The organism is Spirillospora sp. CA-108201 (assembly GCF_050936235.1).
Taxonomy (GTDB): Bacteria; Actinomycetota; Actinomycetes; order Streptosporangiales; family Streptosporangiaceae; genus Spirillospora.
Genome location: NZ_JBNJNE010000001.1, coordinates 5377013 through 5392196, shown reverse-complemented (window position 1 = coordinate 5392196; position 15184 = coordinate 5377013). Strand labels below are relative to the sequence as shown.

The window sequence follows — 15184 nt, the reverse complement described above, 5'->3', positions numbered from 1 at the left end:
GGCTCAGGCGCCGTCGCGGTCCGGGCCGTGCGTCCGGTCGTAGTGGTCGAGGACCCTCGCCACCGTCGGCAGGTCGATGCGGTCGGCCCCCCGGAAGTGCGAGCGGACGACCTCGGTGAAACCGGCCGGCGTCGTGCACGTGACCGGATAGTGCGTCAGGGAGCCGTCACCCAGCACCACGTCACCCGTGCCGCCGGCGGACGGCCCGACGACGAGTACGGCTGCGACGTCGGAGTATCCCGGGGCGCTCCCCCGGTACTTCCGGTTGACCTCGTAGATCCACTCGCTCCGGGCTCTGTCGAGCCGCTCGATCTCCCGCACGCCCGAGGAGAAGGACCGCCCGTCTCGCAGCAGCTCCTTGTAACCGACGTCCCGGTACAGTCCGGGGGCCCACGCCGTCGTGGAGACCAGCAGCGCTTTGGACCCGCACACGACGGCGACGGAGAAGGGGCCCTTCTCCAAGCGAAAGAAGCGGGCGGCCGGAAGTTCGGAGAGCAGATCCTCCAGATCCGGCAGCCGAGGGTCCTCGTAGGGTTCGCCGAACCAGATCGTGCCCGCCACGGTCTCGGCGATCGCCCGGTAGCGCGCCCGGCTGCGCAGCGTCATGGACTCCATCCCGGATTCGTAGGAATGGATCCACCTGGTGATGAAGGCGGTCGCGAACGAGGCCAGGCCGGCCAGGGTGCAGACCAGCATCAGCCAGCGGTCGCCGCCGGCGCCGATCGCCACCCGAACGCCGTAGAACACCACGGCCACGATCAGAGCGAACCCGACCAGCAGACCGCCGAAGAGCCCCGGCCTGTCCGGCGGTTCAGGCTCCTTCCCGGCCGGGGACCGCTCATCCGAGTAGGGCCAGTAGGAGATCGTCATCGCGCCCAGCGAATAGGCGCCCACGATGAGGCAGAACAGCGGGAACACGACCCGATCCGCCGGCGCCTGGTACCAGACCAGACCGGCGGTGAGCAGGAACCACGCGAGAGCGGACGCCAGCGCCGCCGGCACGAGCCACGCGCGCGGCTCGCGGATCTCGGGCCACGTGAAAAGGTCCGGGTCAGGTGGCCGCCTTCTGGCCGTCGTGCGCGGATGCGGGCCCGGCCGAGGGGAGCCGTCGCCGGGATGCCCGACCGAGGCCGTCTCCTGCGCACGTGCCGGAAGCGACCGGGTGACGACGGGCCCGCCCCGGTCGTCGCGGAGCGCGGTGAGCCGGTCGCGGAGCATCGCGGCGCCGGGCCTTTCGGCCGGATCCACGGCGAGCAGGCGCAGAACCAGATCCCGCAGCCGCGGCGGGACGTCGGAACGGGCCGCGAGCCCGCGGGACACGTCGTCCGGCGCCGCGGCCGGCGGCAGCCCGCCCGTCAGCAGCACGTGGAGGGTGAGGCCCAGCGAGTACATGTCGGCACGGGCGTCGACCACGCCCGGGGACTGCTCGGGCGCCATGAACGCACGGGTCCCGGGAACGCCCCAGCCGGTCAGGGACGTCGTGTCGGGGAACCGCGCGATCCCGAAATCGCAGATCTTCACACCGCCCGCGGTCAGCGCCATCAGGTTGGCCGGCTTGATGTCCCGATGCACCAGACCGCGGTCGTGCGCGTACGCCAGCGCGTCGGCCACCTCGATCGCGAGGTCCACGACCCGGTCGACGGGCAGGCCCGCCGGGCTCGCGTCCAGGAGCTCGCGGAAACTGCGCCCGTCGAGCAGCTCCATCACCACGTACGGGGCCCCGTCCTGCCCGCCGATGTCGTGGACCGCGGTGATCCCCGGATGCTGGAGCCTCCCCGCGGTCCTGGCCTCGCGCCGCAGCCGCGCCATCAGCTCCGGCGCCGCGTCCGGGGGCACGTGCCCGGAGACGACCTTGATCGCCACCCGCCGCTCCAGTTCGAGGTCGCGGGCCGACCAGACCTGCCCCATGCCGCCCTGGCCGAGCACCCTCACGAGCTCGTATCTCCGGTTGAGCACCAGCCCAGGTCGCGGAATCACGGTTCGGTCCCCGCCCTCTCGCCGTCACCCGCGTCGTATCAACGATCAATACTGCGGTGAGTGATGTTCCGTGCACTCAGAATGAATGGTTCCAGAAATCCTCCTCGTGTCCAGCGCGGGCACGGGCGGGCGCCGTTCCGCCGGACGTCGTCGCGAACCGCCGGTCAGGTCACCCCTTGACGGTCAGCAGCGGCCTCAGCTCGACCACCGGGTCCGCGACGCCGGCCCGTCCGAGACTGGACACGACGGGGCCGATGTCCTTGTACACCCACGGCGCCTCCTGCTTGAGGTCGCGCCGCCAGGCCGCCATCACGTCCGCGCGGCGCGTGACCGCGGGGTCGCGGTGGTCGAGGGGCGTGACCACACGGAACTCGGCGAGGAACGCGTCGAGTTCGGCGTCGTCCGCCCGGGACGCCGCACCACGCGGAACGCGGCGGCCGGCGCCGTGGCAGGCGCTGGCCAGCGTCCGGGGGTTGCCGTGCCCGCGCAGCACGTAGCTGGCCGCCCCCATCGACCCGGGCACGATGACCGGCTCGCCCCACATCGCGTACGGTCCGTCCGCCATGTCCGCGTATCCGCCCGCGGGCGTCGCGCCCTTGCGGTGCACCACCGGCCCGTCGCCGTCCCGCCACAGCAGGTTGTGCGGGGCGTCGTAGACCAGATCGCCGGTGAGGGCGCCGCACTCCGCGGCGAGCCCCTGGCGCATCATGAGCGAGAGGAAGAACCGGTTGCCGACCGCGAAGTTCGCCGCGTTGCCGAACGCGTCGAGATAGCGCCGCAGCGCCGCCTCGTTCCGCTCGCCGAAGAGCATCGGAAGGATCCTGTTGTCCGGCATCGGGACGGACGCGGGCCACGCCTTCCTCGCCCTCTCCAGGCCGTCGGAGTTCGCCTGGTGCCCCAGCGACAGCGAGCCGCTGTGCGCCATCAGCACGACCTGCCCGAGCTCGAACCCCCAGGCGTAGGCGGCCTGCCGGTCGTGGACCGACGCGACGTACTGCAGTTCGGCGAAGTGGTTGCCGCCGCCGACGCTGCCGATGATGCTGTCGTAGCTGGTGCCGCCCGCGCTGTCGATCCAGTCGCGGAACGGCTCGGCGGTCGTGGTCGGGTACCGCTCGCCGTGGATCCGGCCCGGCCGCCCGTCCTCGGGCCGGTACTGCGACCAGATCCCGCTCGCGCCGTCGCGCGGGACCCCGAGCAGGCCGGGCAGTCCGTCGCGCAGCAGGGCCTCCCGCTGGACGCCCGACAGCGCGATCCGCCGCCCGCCCTCGAAGAACAGGTGCCGCAGCCGCCCTTCGAGCGCGTCCAGCCGGGGACGCACCTGGTCGACGCTGAGCGAGGTCGTCTCCAGCCGCATGCCGCAGTTGACGTCGTTGCCGACCGCCTGCGGGATCAGCGCGCCGCTGGTCCGCAGCACGGTGCCGATCGGGATCCCGGCCCCCTTGTGCAGGTCCGGGGTGAGCGCGACGCGGTCGATCGCCGCCTCCCCGTGGCCGGTCGCGTCGGCGAGCCGCGCCAGGGTGTCGGCGGTCTGGAGCACGGTGAGGATCTCGTCGACCGCGCTGGGCTCGATCGGCACGTCGGCGCCGGCGCAGATGTCGACGGGGATGTCCCACCGGTTGGGGAGATGGAGCCAGTCGTCGTCGGTGCGGACGAGGCGCGGGTCCTGCTGGGGTGCGGACATGAACTCTTCCTTGGCGGCTGCTGGGTTTTCGGGCATGGGTCGGTGACGTGACCGTCCACAGGGGACGCACGGGACATCGCCCGTCAGGCGATGGACTCCCCGAGGTTCAGCAGCCGCGAGGTGGGACGAACCCTAGCCGGGTCCCGGAGCCAGGCCAACCGGATATGTCCGCGCCCGCGTCCCGGCGGCCGTCCGCCGGCGGGGCCGGCGGCATGCGAACGGCGGGGAGGCAGGCCTCCCCGCCGCCGGGTCAGTCAGAGCCTTCATTCCGGCTCTGGATCACCGCCGCCCCGCAGGAGGCGACGAGGATCAGACCGATCGCCGCCAGCCCCAGAAGGCCGGGGGCGGTGTGTGCCACGGCCATCCCCAGGAACGTTCCGAGGAGGGTCCGCAGCGGGGAGAGCATCGCGGTGGTCGACGAGCGGAGGCCTCTGCCGTAGGCCTTCACCATGACGACTCCGCTGAGCAGCGCGAGGCACACACCACTGCCCGCGCAGATCAGCAGATACGGCCAGCGACCACCGGTCATGCCCGTCCAGCCGCCCTCGAGAGCCCACGCGCTCGCTCCGAGGGCGACCACGGCGGGAAGGCCGGCGAGAGTGTCGATCTTCCCGGCACCGTCCTCGCCGAGCCTCTCCAGCGTCTCCTCGTCCTTGCTGAGCTTCTCCAGCCTCCAGTTGAGGAAGGCGAAGGTGGCCGCGGTGACCACCATCACTCCCAGGGCCGGCACCCAGGCCGGAACGGGCAGACCCAGGACGTGCAACCGCGGGACCGCGTCGGTGAACGCTCCTCCGCCCGCCCCGCCGACCGTGTCGGTCGCCAGGGCCCAGATGCCGAACACACCCAGGATCGGCCACGCGACGGTCGAGTATCTTCCGCTCTTCACGTCCCGCACGGCATCGGGACCCACCATGAAGACGGCGGTGAACAAGAACGAAAGCGGTTGAAGGAGCTGCAACTGAACCCACCGTAGGCTGAACTGGTAGGTGATGTTGTTCGCCCATAGGGCGATGCCCAGCGGGAGCGCCTGCATCCATACGGACCAGCGACTGCGCAGCGACGGCCTGAAGAACAACCAGAAGACCGGCGTTCCGAAGAGCACGGCGCAGAGAGCCGCCGTCGTCGGCCCGACATTCTTGGTCGCGCCCACGAGCACCAGGATGTAGCCGTTGGCGACGCCCGCGGTATTCGAGGCCATCACCATCGTGAGCACGCGCTTGTCCGCGGCACGGAGATCGCTTGCCAGCGTCCCCAGATGCCTGCGGGCGCCGGCGAGAAAATCTCGCGGGCGCCAGTTCTTCTTTTTCACGGAATCCCCTTGTTTGTCGGGGCGCACAAAGGGATTCCGGAAGCGGTTGCCCCGGCCCTTCGTTGCGCCCGCTTTCACGGAGCAACTGAAGAGCCGGGACGGCTTTTTCAGTTACAGGTTGCACCGCGATCTTATCAGAACGCGGCCGCAGAGCAAATGGTGGCCTCATTTGCCCGAGAGCCGAAAGAGTCGGCGCCCCGCCGGTGTATTAGGCGGCCTCGAACGCCGATCGCCCGTCCTCTTGGCCGGGAACGCCATTCTCTACAGGGAGCCGAGGTCGGACGGAACTGGCCATCACCATTGGCTCGCCTGGAGCCGCATGGGGCCATGACGTCCCATTTGTAGCGTCTTTGCACTCCCTTTGTGCCGGGCCTGCTCCGAAAGGGCCGAGCCGTTAACCGAAGGCGACACCCCGGGTGCCCGGGCCGGGAGTTCCTGTCATTGCCCTCTTCGGGCCGCGCCCGGTATCTGACGCGCAACGGCGGTCGCCGAGCGCATCGGCGGCGTGTGGGGTCGTGTGCGGCCAGAATTGATCCAAACCTCGGCGGTTTGTTCGCGGCGGCCGGCAACGACACCGCCGACGCCCCCGGCCCGTTCCGTGCTCTGCTGCGGACAGGCCTGCCTTCCCCTTCGAGTCAGGCCAGAGACGAGCTGAGAGCTTTCAGGCCTTCGACCACCTCGGTGGCGGTCGGAGCGTGCTCGGGATCGGTCATCCACTGCGCCATCAACCCGGTGATCAGCGCGAGCTGCACCGAGCCGATGGTGCGGGCCGCCCGCTCGGTCACGGCTTCCTCGGGTGTTCCGGTGACCATGGCCGCCATCCCCCGGCGCCCTTCGCGTTGGCTGGCCGCGATCTGCGCACGCAGCTCCGGCACGCGCTGGGACTGCACGAAGGCCTCGAAGCTGGCGAGCGCGGTGCGGTCGTGATCGTGCAGGGAGTCGATGATCAGCTGCCAGAATCCCGTGTAGCCGTCCCGATCTGCGAGCTCGCCTTCGGCCAGGACCTGCCCGAAGGTCGTGGCCCAGTTCTCGATGGCGCGGACGAGCGCCAGGTTGAGCAGCTTCTCGGTCGACCCGTAGTGGTAGCCCACCGCGGCCATGCTGACGCCCGCGGCGCCCGCGATGTCACGCAGGGTCGTTTTGGCATAGCCCTTCTCTTGGATGCACCGAACCGCCGCCTCCAAGAGGTCCTCCCGGTTTCCCATCCGTGCATCATAGCGCCCGCCTGAGGCGAACGACTTAGGCGTATGACTTGCGCGTTTGCCCAAGAGGTGCGATGTTCTCAGGAACGCCCGCTCACACCTGAAATGAGGACGAGGATGCCGACCGCCGCGCTACGGCTGGAGGCCGTTCGCAAGATCTACGGAACCGGGCCTGCCGCCGTGACCGCTCTTGACGGGCTGTCCCTGGCACTGCCCGCCGGTACCTTCACCGCCGTCATGGGACCGTCCGGCTCGGGCAAGAGCACCCTGCTGCAGTGCGCCGCCGGGCTGGACGTCCCGACCGCCGGCAGCGTCGTCGTCGGCGGTATGGAGATGACGGGGCGCAGCGAGGCCGAACTCACCCGGCTGCGTCGCGAGCGGATCGGTTTCGTGTTCCAGCACTTCAACCTGCTGCCCACACTGACCGCGCTGCAGAACGTGACCCTTCCGCTGCGCCTGGCCGGCAGGCGGGCCGACCCGGCCGCCGCCGCGGCGGTGCTGACCCAGGTCGGGCTGGACGGTCGACAGGGGCATCGTCCCGCCCAGTTGTCGGGTGGGCAGCAGCAGCGGGTCGCGATCGCCCGGGCACTGGTCACCGGCCCCAGCGTCATCTTCGCCGACGAGCCGACCGGCGCGCTGGACACCCGCAGCGCCCGCGAGGTGCTGCGGCTGCTGGCCCGTACCGTGTCCGAGCAGGGGCGGACGGTGGTGATGGTCACCCACGACCCGGTCGCCGCCTCCCACGCCGGATCGGTGCTCTTCCTGGCCGACGGCAGGATCGTCGGACGCCTGGCCGGCCCGACCCCCGACGCGGTGGCCGAACGCATGACCCACCTGGGCGAACTCGCCGAGCGGCAGCGCGCCGCCGAGGCCGGCCCGATCTCGGAGGCGATCTGACCCATGCTCACACTCGCCCTGCATTCCCTTCGGCGCCGTTCCGGCGGTTTCGCCGCCGGCTTCCTGGCGATGTTCTGCGGCGCCGTGATCCTCATGGCCTTCGGCTCCCTGCTGGACACCGCAGGCGCCAAGGGCGTGGATCCCGCCAGCGAGAGCACCCTCAACGTCCTGGGCCTTGTGGTGGGCGGCTGGGGGCTGCTGCTGGTGACGTTCGCGGTCACCTCCACCCTCACCCTGTCGGTACGGCAACGCGCCGCGGAGACGGCACTGCTGAAGAACATCGGCGCGACTCCGGGCCAGATCACCCGGATGATCACCGGGGAGGCCGTGATCCTGGCCGTGGCGGCGGTGACCCTGGCGATCGTCCCCGCCGCGCACATCGGCGGGTGGCTGCTGAACCGGCTGACCGCCGACGGGCAGATCGCCACGGGCATCACCCATCACTTCGGCGGGTTCGCCATCCACATCGGCTATGGGGTCACGCTCGTCGCGGCGCTCGCCGCCGCGCTCACCGCCGCCCGGCGCACCGCCCGGATGAGCGCCACCGCGTCCCTCCTGGACGCCGCCGCCGGCGACGCCCGGATGAGCCGCAAACGGGTGGCCGCGGCCGCGGTGTTCCTTTTCCTGGGCACCGACCTGGCGGTCATCACCGCGACGGTGATGCGCGGCAAGGACGACTTCGAGCCCATGGCCACGGCCGGTCCGGCGGCCATCTGGTTCTCCATCGGCCTGGCGCTGCTGGCCCCCGCGCTGCTGCGCCGCGTCACCGCCTGGCTGGAGGGACCACTGCTGCGCCGCGGCGCCGCCGGCCAGTTGGCCGCGCTCAACCTCGCCCAGCGCAGCGGCCCCATGTCCGCCGCGGTCATGCCGATCATCCTGTTCACCGGCATCGCCACCGGCACCCTCTACATGCAGGCCACCGACAACGCCGTCAACTCCGCAACCGGCATCACCGAGACCGCCGACTACCGCAACGCCGAGACCACCAACATGATCGTCATCGGCATGATCCTGCTCTTCGCCGCCATCATGGTGGTCAACTCCCTGGTCGCGACGACCGTGGACCGCCGCCGCGAATTCGGTCGGCAGCGCCTCATCGGCGCCACACCCCGCCAAGTACTGCAGATGGTCGCCGGCGAGGGAACGGTGCTCGCCGCCACCGGCGTCCTGTTCGGCACACTGGCCTCCCTCGTCACGATCATCCCGTTCGGCATCGCCCGCTCCGGCTCACCCATCCCCCACGGCGGCATCCTGCTCTACCTCGCCGTCGTCGCCATCGCCGCCGCACTCGCCCTGGCCACCAGCCTCGCCGCAGCCCACCGGACGCTGCGAACACCGGCCATCGACGCGGCGACGACCTGACCCCGCCGCACTCACGCCGCCGAGAGGCCGTGGAACACATCGGCGGCGTGTCCGGTCGTGTGGCCAGGATCCGGATTTCGGCGGTTGTCCGCGGCGGCTGTCGGACCGGCCAGCGACCACGCCGCCACCGCCGCCGTTCCGCGCATTGCCGCTGACGAGCCTGATCGACTCGGACCTTGCGGCCCAGCGCGGACCCCACCGATCTGTGAGTACCCCCTACCGGATTCGAACCGGCGCTACCGCCTTGAAAGGGCGGCGTCCTAGGCCGCTAGACGAAGGGGGCCCGGGGTGGCGGAGATGGTCGCCACTCGACTCGCCAAGTCTAGAGGACGCGGTGGGGCGGCGCGCAAACGGTTACCTCGGAGACGGGGTCCGGGACGGAGACGGGGTCCGGGACGTGGTCGGGGACGGGGTGCGGGACGGCCAGTCGGACGGGAACTCCGAGGGGAACGGGGACGTGGGGGACGCGGGCGGGGACGCGGCCGGGGGCTGGGGCTTGACGGCGCGTTCCGGGTCCGGTTCGAGGTGGCGTTCGATCTGGGCGGAGGTGAGGCCGAGGCCGCCGAGTCGGAGGTCGTCCCAGCCCTGGAGGCGGTGGCCGGCCCGGCTGAAGTAGAGGACGGACAGCTCGATGGGGGTGGGCTCCTCGTGTTCGAGGCCGCGCAGGCCCGCGCCGCCGGTGGAGCCCTGGACGAAGAGGCGGCTGCCGGTGGGCAGGAGCTTGGTCGAGCGGGCGTGGGTGTGGCCCGCGAGGAGCAGGGGGGCGACGCCGGAGAAGCCTTCGCCCTCGGTGGGGTCGTGCGTGACGACGAGGTCGGGGACCTTGCCCGCCTTGCGGAGCTCGTCGGCGTGCCGGAGGCCCTCGGCGCGGAGCTGGTCGGCGCCGACGTAGTCGTCGCGGGTGCTCTTGTCGGGGGTGAAGCGGGGGTCGCCGAGGCCGTACACCCGCAGCCCCGCGACCTCGCGGGTCTCGCCGTCCAGGACGATGGCGTTCTTCTGGCGCTCGACGGCCTTCTGGGTCTTCCTGGAGTCGTGGTTGCCGCGGACGTAGACGTAGGGGACCTTCAGGTCGGAGATCTCGTCGGCGAACTTGTCCTCGGGCTTGCTGCCGTGGTCCATCAGGTCGCCGCTGTCGACGATGACGTCGACCTTGAACTGGGTGCTGACGGACTTGATCACGTTCCAGGCGGCGGGGTTCAGGTGGATGTCGGAGACGTGCAGCACGCGGATGGTGGAGGGGTCGGGCTCGTAGGTGGGGAGGGTGGAGGTGGTGGCGTACAGCTCGGAGATGTTGCCGACGAGGCGGGCGAGCTGGGCGCGGTAGGCGGAGAAGCGCTCGACGATGCTGCGGGCGTCGCCGACGACCTGCGGGGCGTTGGCGAGCAGGCCGGTGTAGCGGGGCTCGGCGATGGACTGGGGGTTGAACGTCCCCCAGATGACGAGGGTGACGACGACGAGGCCGGCGGCGGCGGAGCCCAGGCCGAGCAGGGCGCGCCGCCAGGAGCGGAAGAGGGCGAGGGACGCGACGAAGCTCGTGGCCAGGCCGATGAGGACGGCGCGCAGGAGGAGCTCGACGAGGCCGTGCCGGAGCTGGCCGGCGATCTGGTCGGTGAGGCGGTCGACTTCGGTGTCGTCCTCGATCAGCTTCTTGGCCTGGTCGGGACGCAGGTCGGTGAGGCGCGCCTCCAGGGAGACGGGCCCGCCGTGGGTGTCGAGCCGGAGGGAGCCGAGCGGGGGCAGCTTCAGGGTCGTCCCGCCGTGCAGGGACGGGTGCAGCGTGAGCTGGACGTCGGCGGGGCCGACGGGGGTGACGTAGCTGCCGCCGGCGAGGAGGCCGAGGTAGCCGCCGGCGAGGCCGACGACGACGACGAGTGAGAGCCGCGTCCAGCGGCTGGTGAGGACGGGCCGGGCGCGGCGGGTGACGGGCGAGCAGGCGGCGCGGGCGCGCGCGGCGTGTGCGCGCACGGCGGCGAGAGCCTGGGTCGGCGCGGCGCGGACCTTGGGCACGTTCTCCCTTTCCGTCGAGCAGAATGATCGGTGTGATGGAGTTGTCGCGAGAGGCGTTCGAGGACCTCGTGGCGGAGGCTCTCGACAGTGTCCCGCCCGAACTGACCGCCCACATGCGCAATGTGGTCATCCTCGTGGAGGACGACGCGCCTGAGCGCGGCCTTCTCGGCCTGTACCAGGGCATCCCCCTCACCGAGCGGGGCGACTGGTACGGGGCCGTCCTGCCCGATCACATTTCGATCTACCGCCACGAGATCCTGCGTATCTGCGACACCGCGGAGGACGTGGTGGAAGAAGTCCGGATAACAGTCGTACACGAGATCGCGCACCACTTCGGGATCGACGACGCGCGGCTGCACGAACTCGGATACTGATCAGTGAAATGCGCACTGTAGGTGACGCGACTGCCACGCAGCGTGAGTTAATGGGGGAGGGCGCCCGGCACCGGGCGGGCTGAACTGGAGCGTGCGTGGCGGGAAGGCAGACCGGCCGGCATCGTCGACCGCCGGATGAGCAGGCGACCTACCGCGAGGTTTTCGCGGTGGGCGAGTTCCGCGCTCTCTGGCTCGCGCAGGCCCTGTCCTTCGTCGGCGACCAGCTCGCGCAGGTCGCGCTCGCCGTGCTGGTGTACGACCACACCAGGTCGACGCTGCTCACGGCGCTGATGTACGCGCTGACCTACCTCCCGCCGATCGTGGGCGGGCCGGTGCTGTCCGGGCTGGCCGACCTGTTCCCGCGCCGGACGGTGATGGTCGTCTGCGACGTCCTGCGGGCCGGGCTGGTGGCGGTGATGGCGCTCGTGCCGATGCCGGTCGCGGCGCTCGCGGGGCTGGTGTTCCTGACGGTGCTGCTGGGGACGCCGTTCTCCGCCGCCCGCGCCGCCGTCATGCCGGACGTGCTGGAGGGCGACCGATATGTGGCGGGGTCGGCGATCGCGAACGTCACCCAGCAGATCACGCAGGTGCTGGGCTTCCTCGTGGGCGGCGCGGCCGTCGCCGTCGTCGGGACGTACGAGGCGCTCGGGCTGGACGCGCTGACGTTCGGCGCGTCCGCCGTCGTCCTGATCGGCGGGCTGCGGCGGCGGCCCGCGCAGCGGCGCCGGGAGCCCCGGTCGCTCGGGCTCTGGCGCGGGACGCGCGACGGAGTGCGGCTGGTGTTCGGCGATCCTGTGCTGCGGTCGCTGGTCCTGTTCGCGTGGCTGTGCGCGTTCTACGTGATCCCCGAGGGCCTGGCCGTCCCGTACGCGGCGACGTTCGGGGGCGGCGCGGTGACGGCCGGGCTCCTGCTGGCCGCGATGCCGGCGGGGATGGTGGTGGGCTCGCTGCTGTTCAGCCGGTTCGTCCGTCCCGCGAGCCGGCTGCACGTCATGGGGTGGATGTCGATGCTGGCCTGCCTGCCGCTGATCGGCGCGGGCGCCCATCCGCCGCTGTGGTGCGTCGTCGCGCTGTGGGCGCTGTCGGGCGTCGGCGGCGCCTACCAGCTCGCCGCCAACACCGCGTTCGTGGGCGCGGTGCCGGCGTCGGGACGGGGGCAGGCGTTCGGGCTCGCCCAGTCCGGCATCCTCGCCGGGCAGGGCGTCGGCATCCTGGTCGGGGGCGCCGCGGCCCAGGTCCTCGGGCCGGAGACGGTGGTGGCGCTCGCCGGCGTCCTCGGCCTGTCGGCCGCCGCGATACTGACCCTGGGGTGGAACCAGGTCCGCGGCGGCGTCGTCGCCGGGACGCGCGAGCACGTCGGACCCGTGGTCGTCACCCCGTCCTCCGGGGGCGGCGACGAACTGTCCGGCCTCCCGGCGTCCTAGGCGTGGGTGCGGTTCTTGTTGACCGTGTCCTTGGTCTTGCGCACCGCGTCCTGGACGGTCGGCGAGTCGCTCGCCTTCTTGAACAGGTCTTCGGCGACCGACTTCTGCGCCCCCTCCTCGGGGATGAGCAGCCACGCGATCGCGTAGAGCGCGAGGCCGGCGCCGCCGAAGATCGTGAAGATGGCCAGGCCCAGCCGGAGGAGGTTGGGGTCGACGCCGAGGTACCGGCCGGCGCCGGAGCACACTCCGGCGATCATGCGTCCCTCGCGCGTGCGGCGGAGTTGCTTGCCCGTGGTCTTGTCCATGTCCATGCCTCGATCATGCCCAATCGAAGGTAACCCTGACATCCGGATTCGCCCTGATTCATCCCTGATCGGCCCCCTGCCCGGTCAGGGTCCGGCCCCGACGTACCCTCGTCGCGGACGGCCCCGGACGGAGGAGACCCCGCATGGACGTGCTGCGCGTAGACGACCGGCTCACCGGCGAGGAGCGGATGGTCCGCGACACCGTGCGCGCCTTCGCGGCGGAGAAGGTGGCGCCGCACCTGGCGGACTGGTTCGAGGACGGGACGTTCCCCGCCCGCGAGCTGGCGCCCGAACTGGGCAAGCTGGGCCTGCTCGGCATGCACCTGGAGGGCTACGGCTGCGCCGGGACGAGCGCCGTCGCCTACGGGGTGGCGTGCCGGGAGCTGGAGGCGGCCGACTCGGGGCTGCGCAGCTTCGTCTCCGTCCAGGGCTCGCTGGCGATGGCGGCGATCCACAGGTACGGCTCGGAGGAGCAGAAGAACGAGTGGCTTCCGCGGATGGCCGCCGGGGAGGCGATCGGCTGCTTCGGGCTGACCGAGCCCGACCGCGGCTCCGACCCCGGCGACATGCTCACCCGCGCCGTCCGGGACGGCGCCGACTGGGTGCTGGACGGCGCCAAGATGTGGATCACCAACGGGTCGGTCGCGGACGTCGCGGTGGTGTGGGCGCGGACCGGCGACGGGATCCGCGGCTTCCTCGTCCCCGCGGGCGCTCCGGGGTTCACGACGCGCGACATCCACCGGAAGCTGTCGCTGCGGGCGTCGGTCACCTCCGAGCTGGTGCTGGACGGCGTGCGGCTGCCGGAGTCGGCGATGCTGCCCGGCGTGAAGGGCCTGAAGGGACCGCTCGGCTGCCTCTCGGAGGCCCGGTACGGGATCCTGTGGGGCGCCGTCGGGGCCGGGCGGTCCTGCTACGAGGCGGCCGTCGGCTACGCCAGGACCCGCGAGCAGTTCGGCAGGCCGATCGGGTCCTTCCAGCTCACCCAGGAGAAGCTCGCCTGGATGGAGGTCGCCCTCGGCCAGGCGGGCCTCGTCGCCCTGCACATCGGGCGGCTCAAGGACGAGGGGAGCGTGACCCCGCAGCAGGTCTCGTTCGGCAAGCTCGCGAACGTCCGCGCCGCGCTGGACGTCGCCCGCGAGGCCCGGACCGTCCTCGGCGCCAACGGGATCACGCTCGAATACCCGGTCATCCGGCACATGAACAACCTGGAGAGCGTCCTGACCTACGAGGGCACGCAGGAGGTTCACCTGCTGACCCTGGGGAAGGCCGTCACCGGGCTGGACGCCTTCCGTTGAGCATCGCTTGAACCCTCCGCGTAGGGTTATTCACTGGACGTCCTGCATCCGGCCTGGGCAGACTCGCCCGGTCGAGTGATCTACACGAGGGAGCGGCATGAGAGTCGGCATCGTCGGGGCCACCGGACAGGTCGGGGCCAAGATGCTCGAAATCCTGGCCGAACGGGGATTTCCGGTCGACGAGCTGCGGCTCTTCGCCTCGGCGCGCTCCGCGGGCCGCAGGCTTCCGTGGAACGGCACCGAGATCACCGTCGAGGACGCGACGGCCGCCGACTACGCCGGCCTCGACATCGTGCTGTTCTCCGCGGGCAAGACCACGTCCAAGGAGCTGGCCCCGAAGGTCGCCGCCGCCGGCGCCGTGGTGATCGACAACTCCTCGGGCTGGCGGATGGACCCGGACGTCCCGCTGGTCGTCGCGGAGGTCAACCCGCACGCCGCGACGCAGCGCCCCAAGGGCATCATCGCCAACCCGAACTGCACCACGATGGCCGCGATGCCGGTGCTGCGCCCCCTGCACGCCGAGGCCGGGCTGACCGCCCTCGTCGTCTCCACCTACCAGGCCGTCTCCGGCAGCGGCCTCGCCGGCGTCGCCGAGCTGCACGACCAGGCGGCCAAGACCGTCCAGGGCGCCGACCGGCTGACCCACTCCGGGACCGCCGTGGACTTCCCCGAGCCGTCGGTCTACGTGCGCCCGATCGCGTTCAACGTGCTGCCCATGGCGGGCTCGATCGTCGACGACGGCCTCGCCGAGACCGACGAGGAGCAGAAGCTCCGCAACGAGAGCCGCAAGATCCTGGAGCTCCCGGACCTGAAGGTGTCGGGCACCTGCGTGCGCGTCCCCGTCTTCACCGGACACTCGCTGCAGGTCAACGCCCGCTTCGAGCGCCCGCTGAGCCCCGAGCGCGCGAGCGAGCTGCTGGCGGGCGCGCCCGGCGTCGTCCTCGCGGACGTCCCGACGCCGCTCCAGGCCGCCGGCCAGGATCCCACCTACGTGGGCCGCATCCGCCGCGACGAGACCGTCGAGAACGGCCTCGCCCTCTTCTGCTCCGGCGACAACCTCCGCAAGGGCGCGGCGCTCAACACCGTCCAGATCGCCGAGCTGGTCGCCGCCGAGGCCTAACGGCGCCCCCGCACCTCCAGCGTCTCGAGAAGGGCGGCGGTGCTCCGCGCGATCTCCTCCACGGCCCGGTCGAACGCCTCCGCGTTATGCGACGCGGGCGCCCGGAACCCGGAGATCTTCCGCACATACTGGAGCGCCGCCGCCCGCACGTCCTCATCAGTGACGTCGTCGGAGTAAGGCGGGCGAAGCGTCTTGATACTGCGGCACATGCTTACAGCATTGCACTCCTCC

General features: G+C 71.4%; 13 protein-coding genes and 1 tRNA gene. 6 read left to right on the top strand and 8 right to left on the bottom strand.

Features of this window, described 5'->3' with window-relative positions; all coding sequences use genetic code 11:
* Nucleotides 1–3: 3 nt before the first annotated feature.
* From ACQEU6_RS25835 to ACQEU6_RS25820, 4 genes are all read right to left on the bottom strand, one after another.
* Nucleotides 4–1977 (bottom strand): serine/threonine-protein kinase, encoded by a 1974-nt coding sequence (locus ACQEU6_RS25835; RefSeq protein WP_499335609.1) that lies wholly within the window; start codon nt 1975–1977, stop codon nt 4–6.
* 169 nt (nt 1978–2146) lie between these two features.
* Nucleotides 2147–3658, bottom strand: coding sequence for an RtcB family protein (locus ACQEU6_RS25830; RefSeq protein WP_499335608.1), 1512 nt, complete (start codon nt 3656–3658; stop codon nt 2147–2149).
* A gap of 250 nt (nt 3659–3908) precedes the next feature.
* On the bottom strand, nt 3909–4967 hold the full coding sequence (locus ACQEU6_RS25825; RefSeq protein WP_499335607.1) for a DMT family transporter: 1059 nt from the start codon (nt 4965–4967) through the stop codon (nt 3909–3911).
* Between the two features lie 635 nt (nt 4968–5602).
* Entirely contained in the window at nt 5603–6172 is a 570-nt protein-coding gene (locus ACQEU6_RS25820) for a TetR/AcrR family transcriptional regulator (RefSeq protein ID WP_499335606.1), read from the bottom strand.
* Between the two features lie 114 nt (nt 6173–6286).
* Here ACQEU6_RS25820 and ACQEU6_RS25815 point away from each other — a divergent pair, with 114 nt between their 5' ends.
* Together ACQEU6_RS25815 and ACQEU6_RS25810 are read left to right on the top strand one after the other, a co-directional pair.
* Nucleotides 6287–7066: an ABC transporter ATP-binding protein gene (locus ACQEU6_RS25815; protein ID WP_499335605.1), complete on the top strand. Its 780-nt coding sequence runs from the start codon at nt 6287–6289 to the stop codon at nt 7064–7066.
* A gap of 3 nt (nt 7067–7069) precedes the next feature.
* A complete protein-coding gene (locus tag ACQEU6_RS25810; protein ID WP_499335604.1) occupies nt 7070–8428 on the top strand; it encodes an FtsX-like permease family protein in 1359 nt (452 codons plus the stop codon).
* A gap of 210 nt (nt 8429–8638) precedes the next feature.
* Here the strand turns inward: ACQEU6_RS25810 and ACQEU6_RS25805 are convergent.
* A tRNA-Glu gene (locus ACQEU6_RS25805) sits at nt 8639–8711 on the bottom strand.
* 71 nt (nt 8712–8782) lie between these two features.
* Nucleotides 8783–10435: a metallophosphoesterase family protein gene (locus tag ACQEU6_RS25800; RefSeq protein ID WP_499335603.1), complete on the bottom strand. Its 1653-nt coding sequence runs from the start codon at nt 10433–10435 to the stop codon at nt 8783–8785.
* Nucleotides 10436–10458: 23 nt separating this feature from the next.
* On the opposite strand from ACQEU6_RS25800, the gene ACQEU6_RS25795 reads away from it, so the two are divergent.
* Both ACQEU6_RS25795 and ACQEU6_RS25790 read left to right on the top strand, forming a co-directional pair.
* Nucleotides 10459–10809 carry a metallopeptidase family protein gene (locus ACQEU6_RS25795; RefSeq protein WP_499335602.1) on the top strand — a complete coding sequence of 117 codons (351 nt, stop codon included), beginning with the start codon at nt 10459–10461 and terminating at the stop codon, nt 10807–10809.
* A 95-nt stretch (nt 10810–10904) separates the two neighbouring features.
* On the top strand, nt 10905–12233 hold the full coding sequence (locus ACQEU6_RS25790) for an MFS transporter (RefSeq protein WP_499335601.1): 1329 nt from the start codon (nt 10905–10907) through the stop codon (nt 12231–12233).
* On the opposite strand, the gene ACQEU6_RS25785 is transcribed toward ACQEU6_RS25790, so the two are convergent.
* A complete protein-coding gene (locus ACQEU6_RS25785) occupies nt 12230–12544 on the bottom strand; it encodes a PspC domain-containing protein (RefSeq protein ID WP_499335600.1) in 315 nt (104 codons plus the stop codon). The two genes, ACQEU6_RS25790 and ACQEU6_RS25785, sit on opposite strands and share 4 nt — an antisense overlap.
* 137 nt (nt 12545–12681) lie before the next feature.
* Here ACQEU6_RS25785 and ACQEU6_RS25780 point away from each other — a divergent pair, with 137 nt between their 5' ends.
* Complete coding sequence (locus tag ACQEU6_RS25780; protein ID WP_499335599.1) at nt 12682–13833, top strand: acyl-CoA dehydrogenase family protein; 1152 nt, start codon at nt 12682–12684, stop codon at nt 13831–13833.
* Nucleotides 13834–13930: 97 nt separating this feature from the next.
* Nucleotides 13931–14953: an aspartate-semialdehyde dehydrogenase gene (locus tag ACQEU6_RS25775; RefSeq protein ID WP_499335598.1), complete on the top strand. Its 1023-nt coding sequence runs from the start codon at nt 13931–13933 to the stop codon at nt 14951–14953.
* Here the strand turns inward: ACQEU6_RS25775 and ACQEU6_RS25770 are convergent.
* Nucleotides 14950–15162, bottom strand: coding sequence for a DUF2277 domain-containing protein (locus ACQEU6_RS25770; RefSeq protein WP_179844599.1), 213 nt, complete (start codon nt 15160–15162; stop codon nt 14950–14952). The genes ACQEU6_RS25775 and ACQEU6_RS25770 overlap by 4 nt on opposite strands.
* Nucleotides 15163–15184: the final 22 nt, after the last annotated feature.

Coding starts and splice junctions, on each gene's coding strand:
- ACQEU6_RS25820 (WP_499335606.1), bottom strand. CDS start 6,172: ATGGGAAACCGGGAGGACCTCTTGGAGGCGGCGGTTCGGTGCATCCAA.
- ACQEU6_RS25780 (WP_499335599.1), top strand. CDS start 12,682: ATGGACGTGCTGCGCGTAGACGACCGGCTCACCGGCGAGGAGCGGATG.
- ACQEU6_RS25785 (WP_499335600.1), bottom strand. CDS start 12,544: ATGGACATGGACAAGACCACGGGCAAGCAACTCCGCCGCACGCGCGAG.
- ACQEU6_RS25830 (WP_499335608.1), bottom strand. CDS start 3,658: ATGTCCGCACCCCAGCAGGACCCGCGCCTCGTCCGCACCGACGACGAC.
- ACQEU6_RS25815 (WP_499335605.1), top strand. CDS start 6,287: ATGCCGACCGCCGCGCTACGGCTGGAGGCCGTTCGCAAGATCTACGGA.
- ACQEU6_RS25770 (WP_179844599.1), bottom strand. CDS start 15,162: ATGTGCCGCAGTATCAAGACGCTTCGCCCGCCTTACTCCGACGACGTC.
- ACQEU6_RS25775 (WP_499335598.1), top strand. CDS start 13,931: ATGAGAGTCGGCATCGTCGGGGCCACCGGACAGGTCGGGGCCAAGATG.
- ACQEU6_RS25810 (WP_499335604.1), top strand. CDS start 7,070: ATGCTCACACTCGCCCTGCATTCCCTTCGGCGCCGTTCCGGCGGTTTC.
- ACQEU6_RS25795 (WP_499335602.1), top strand. CDS start 10,459: ATGATCGGTGTGATGGAGTTGTCGCGAGAGGCGTTCGAGGACCTCGTG.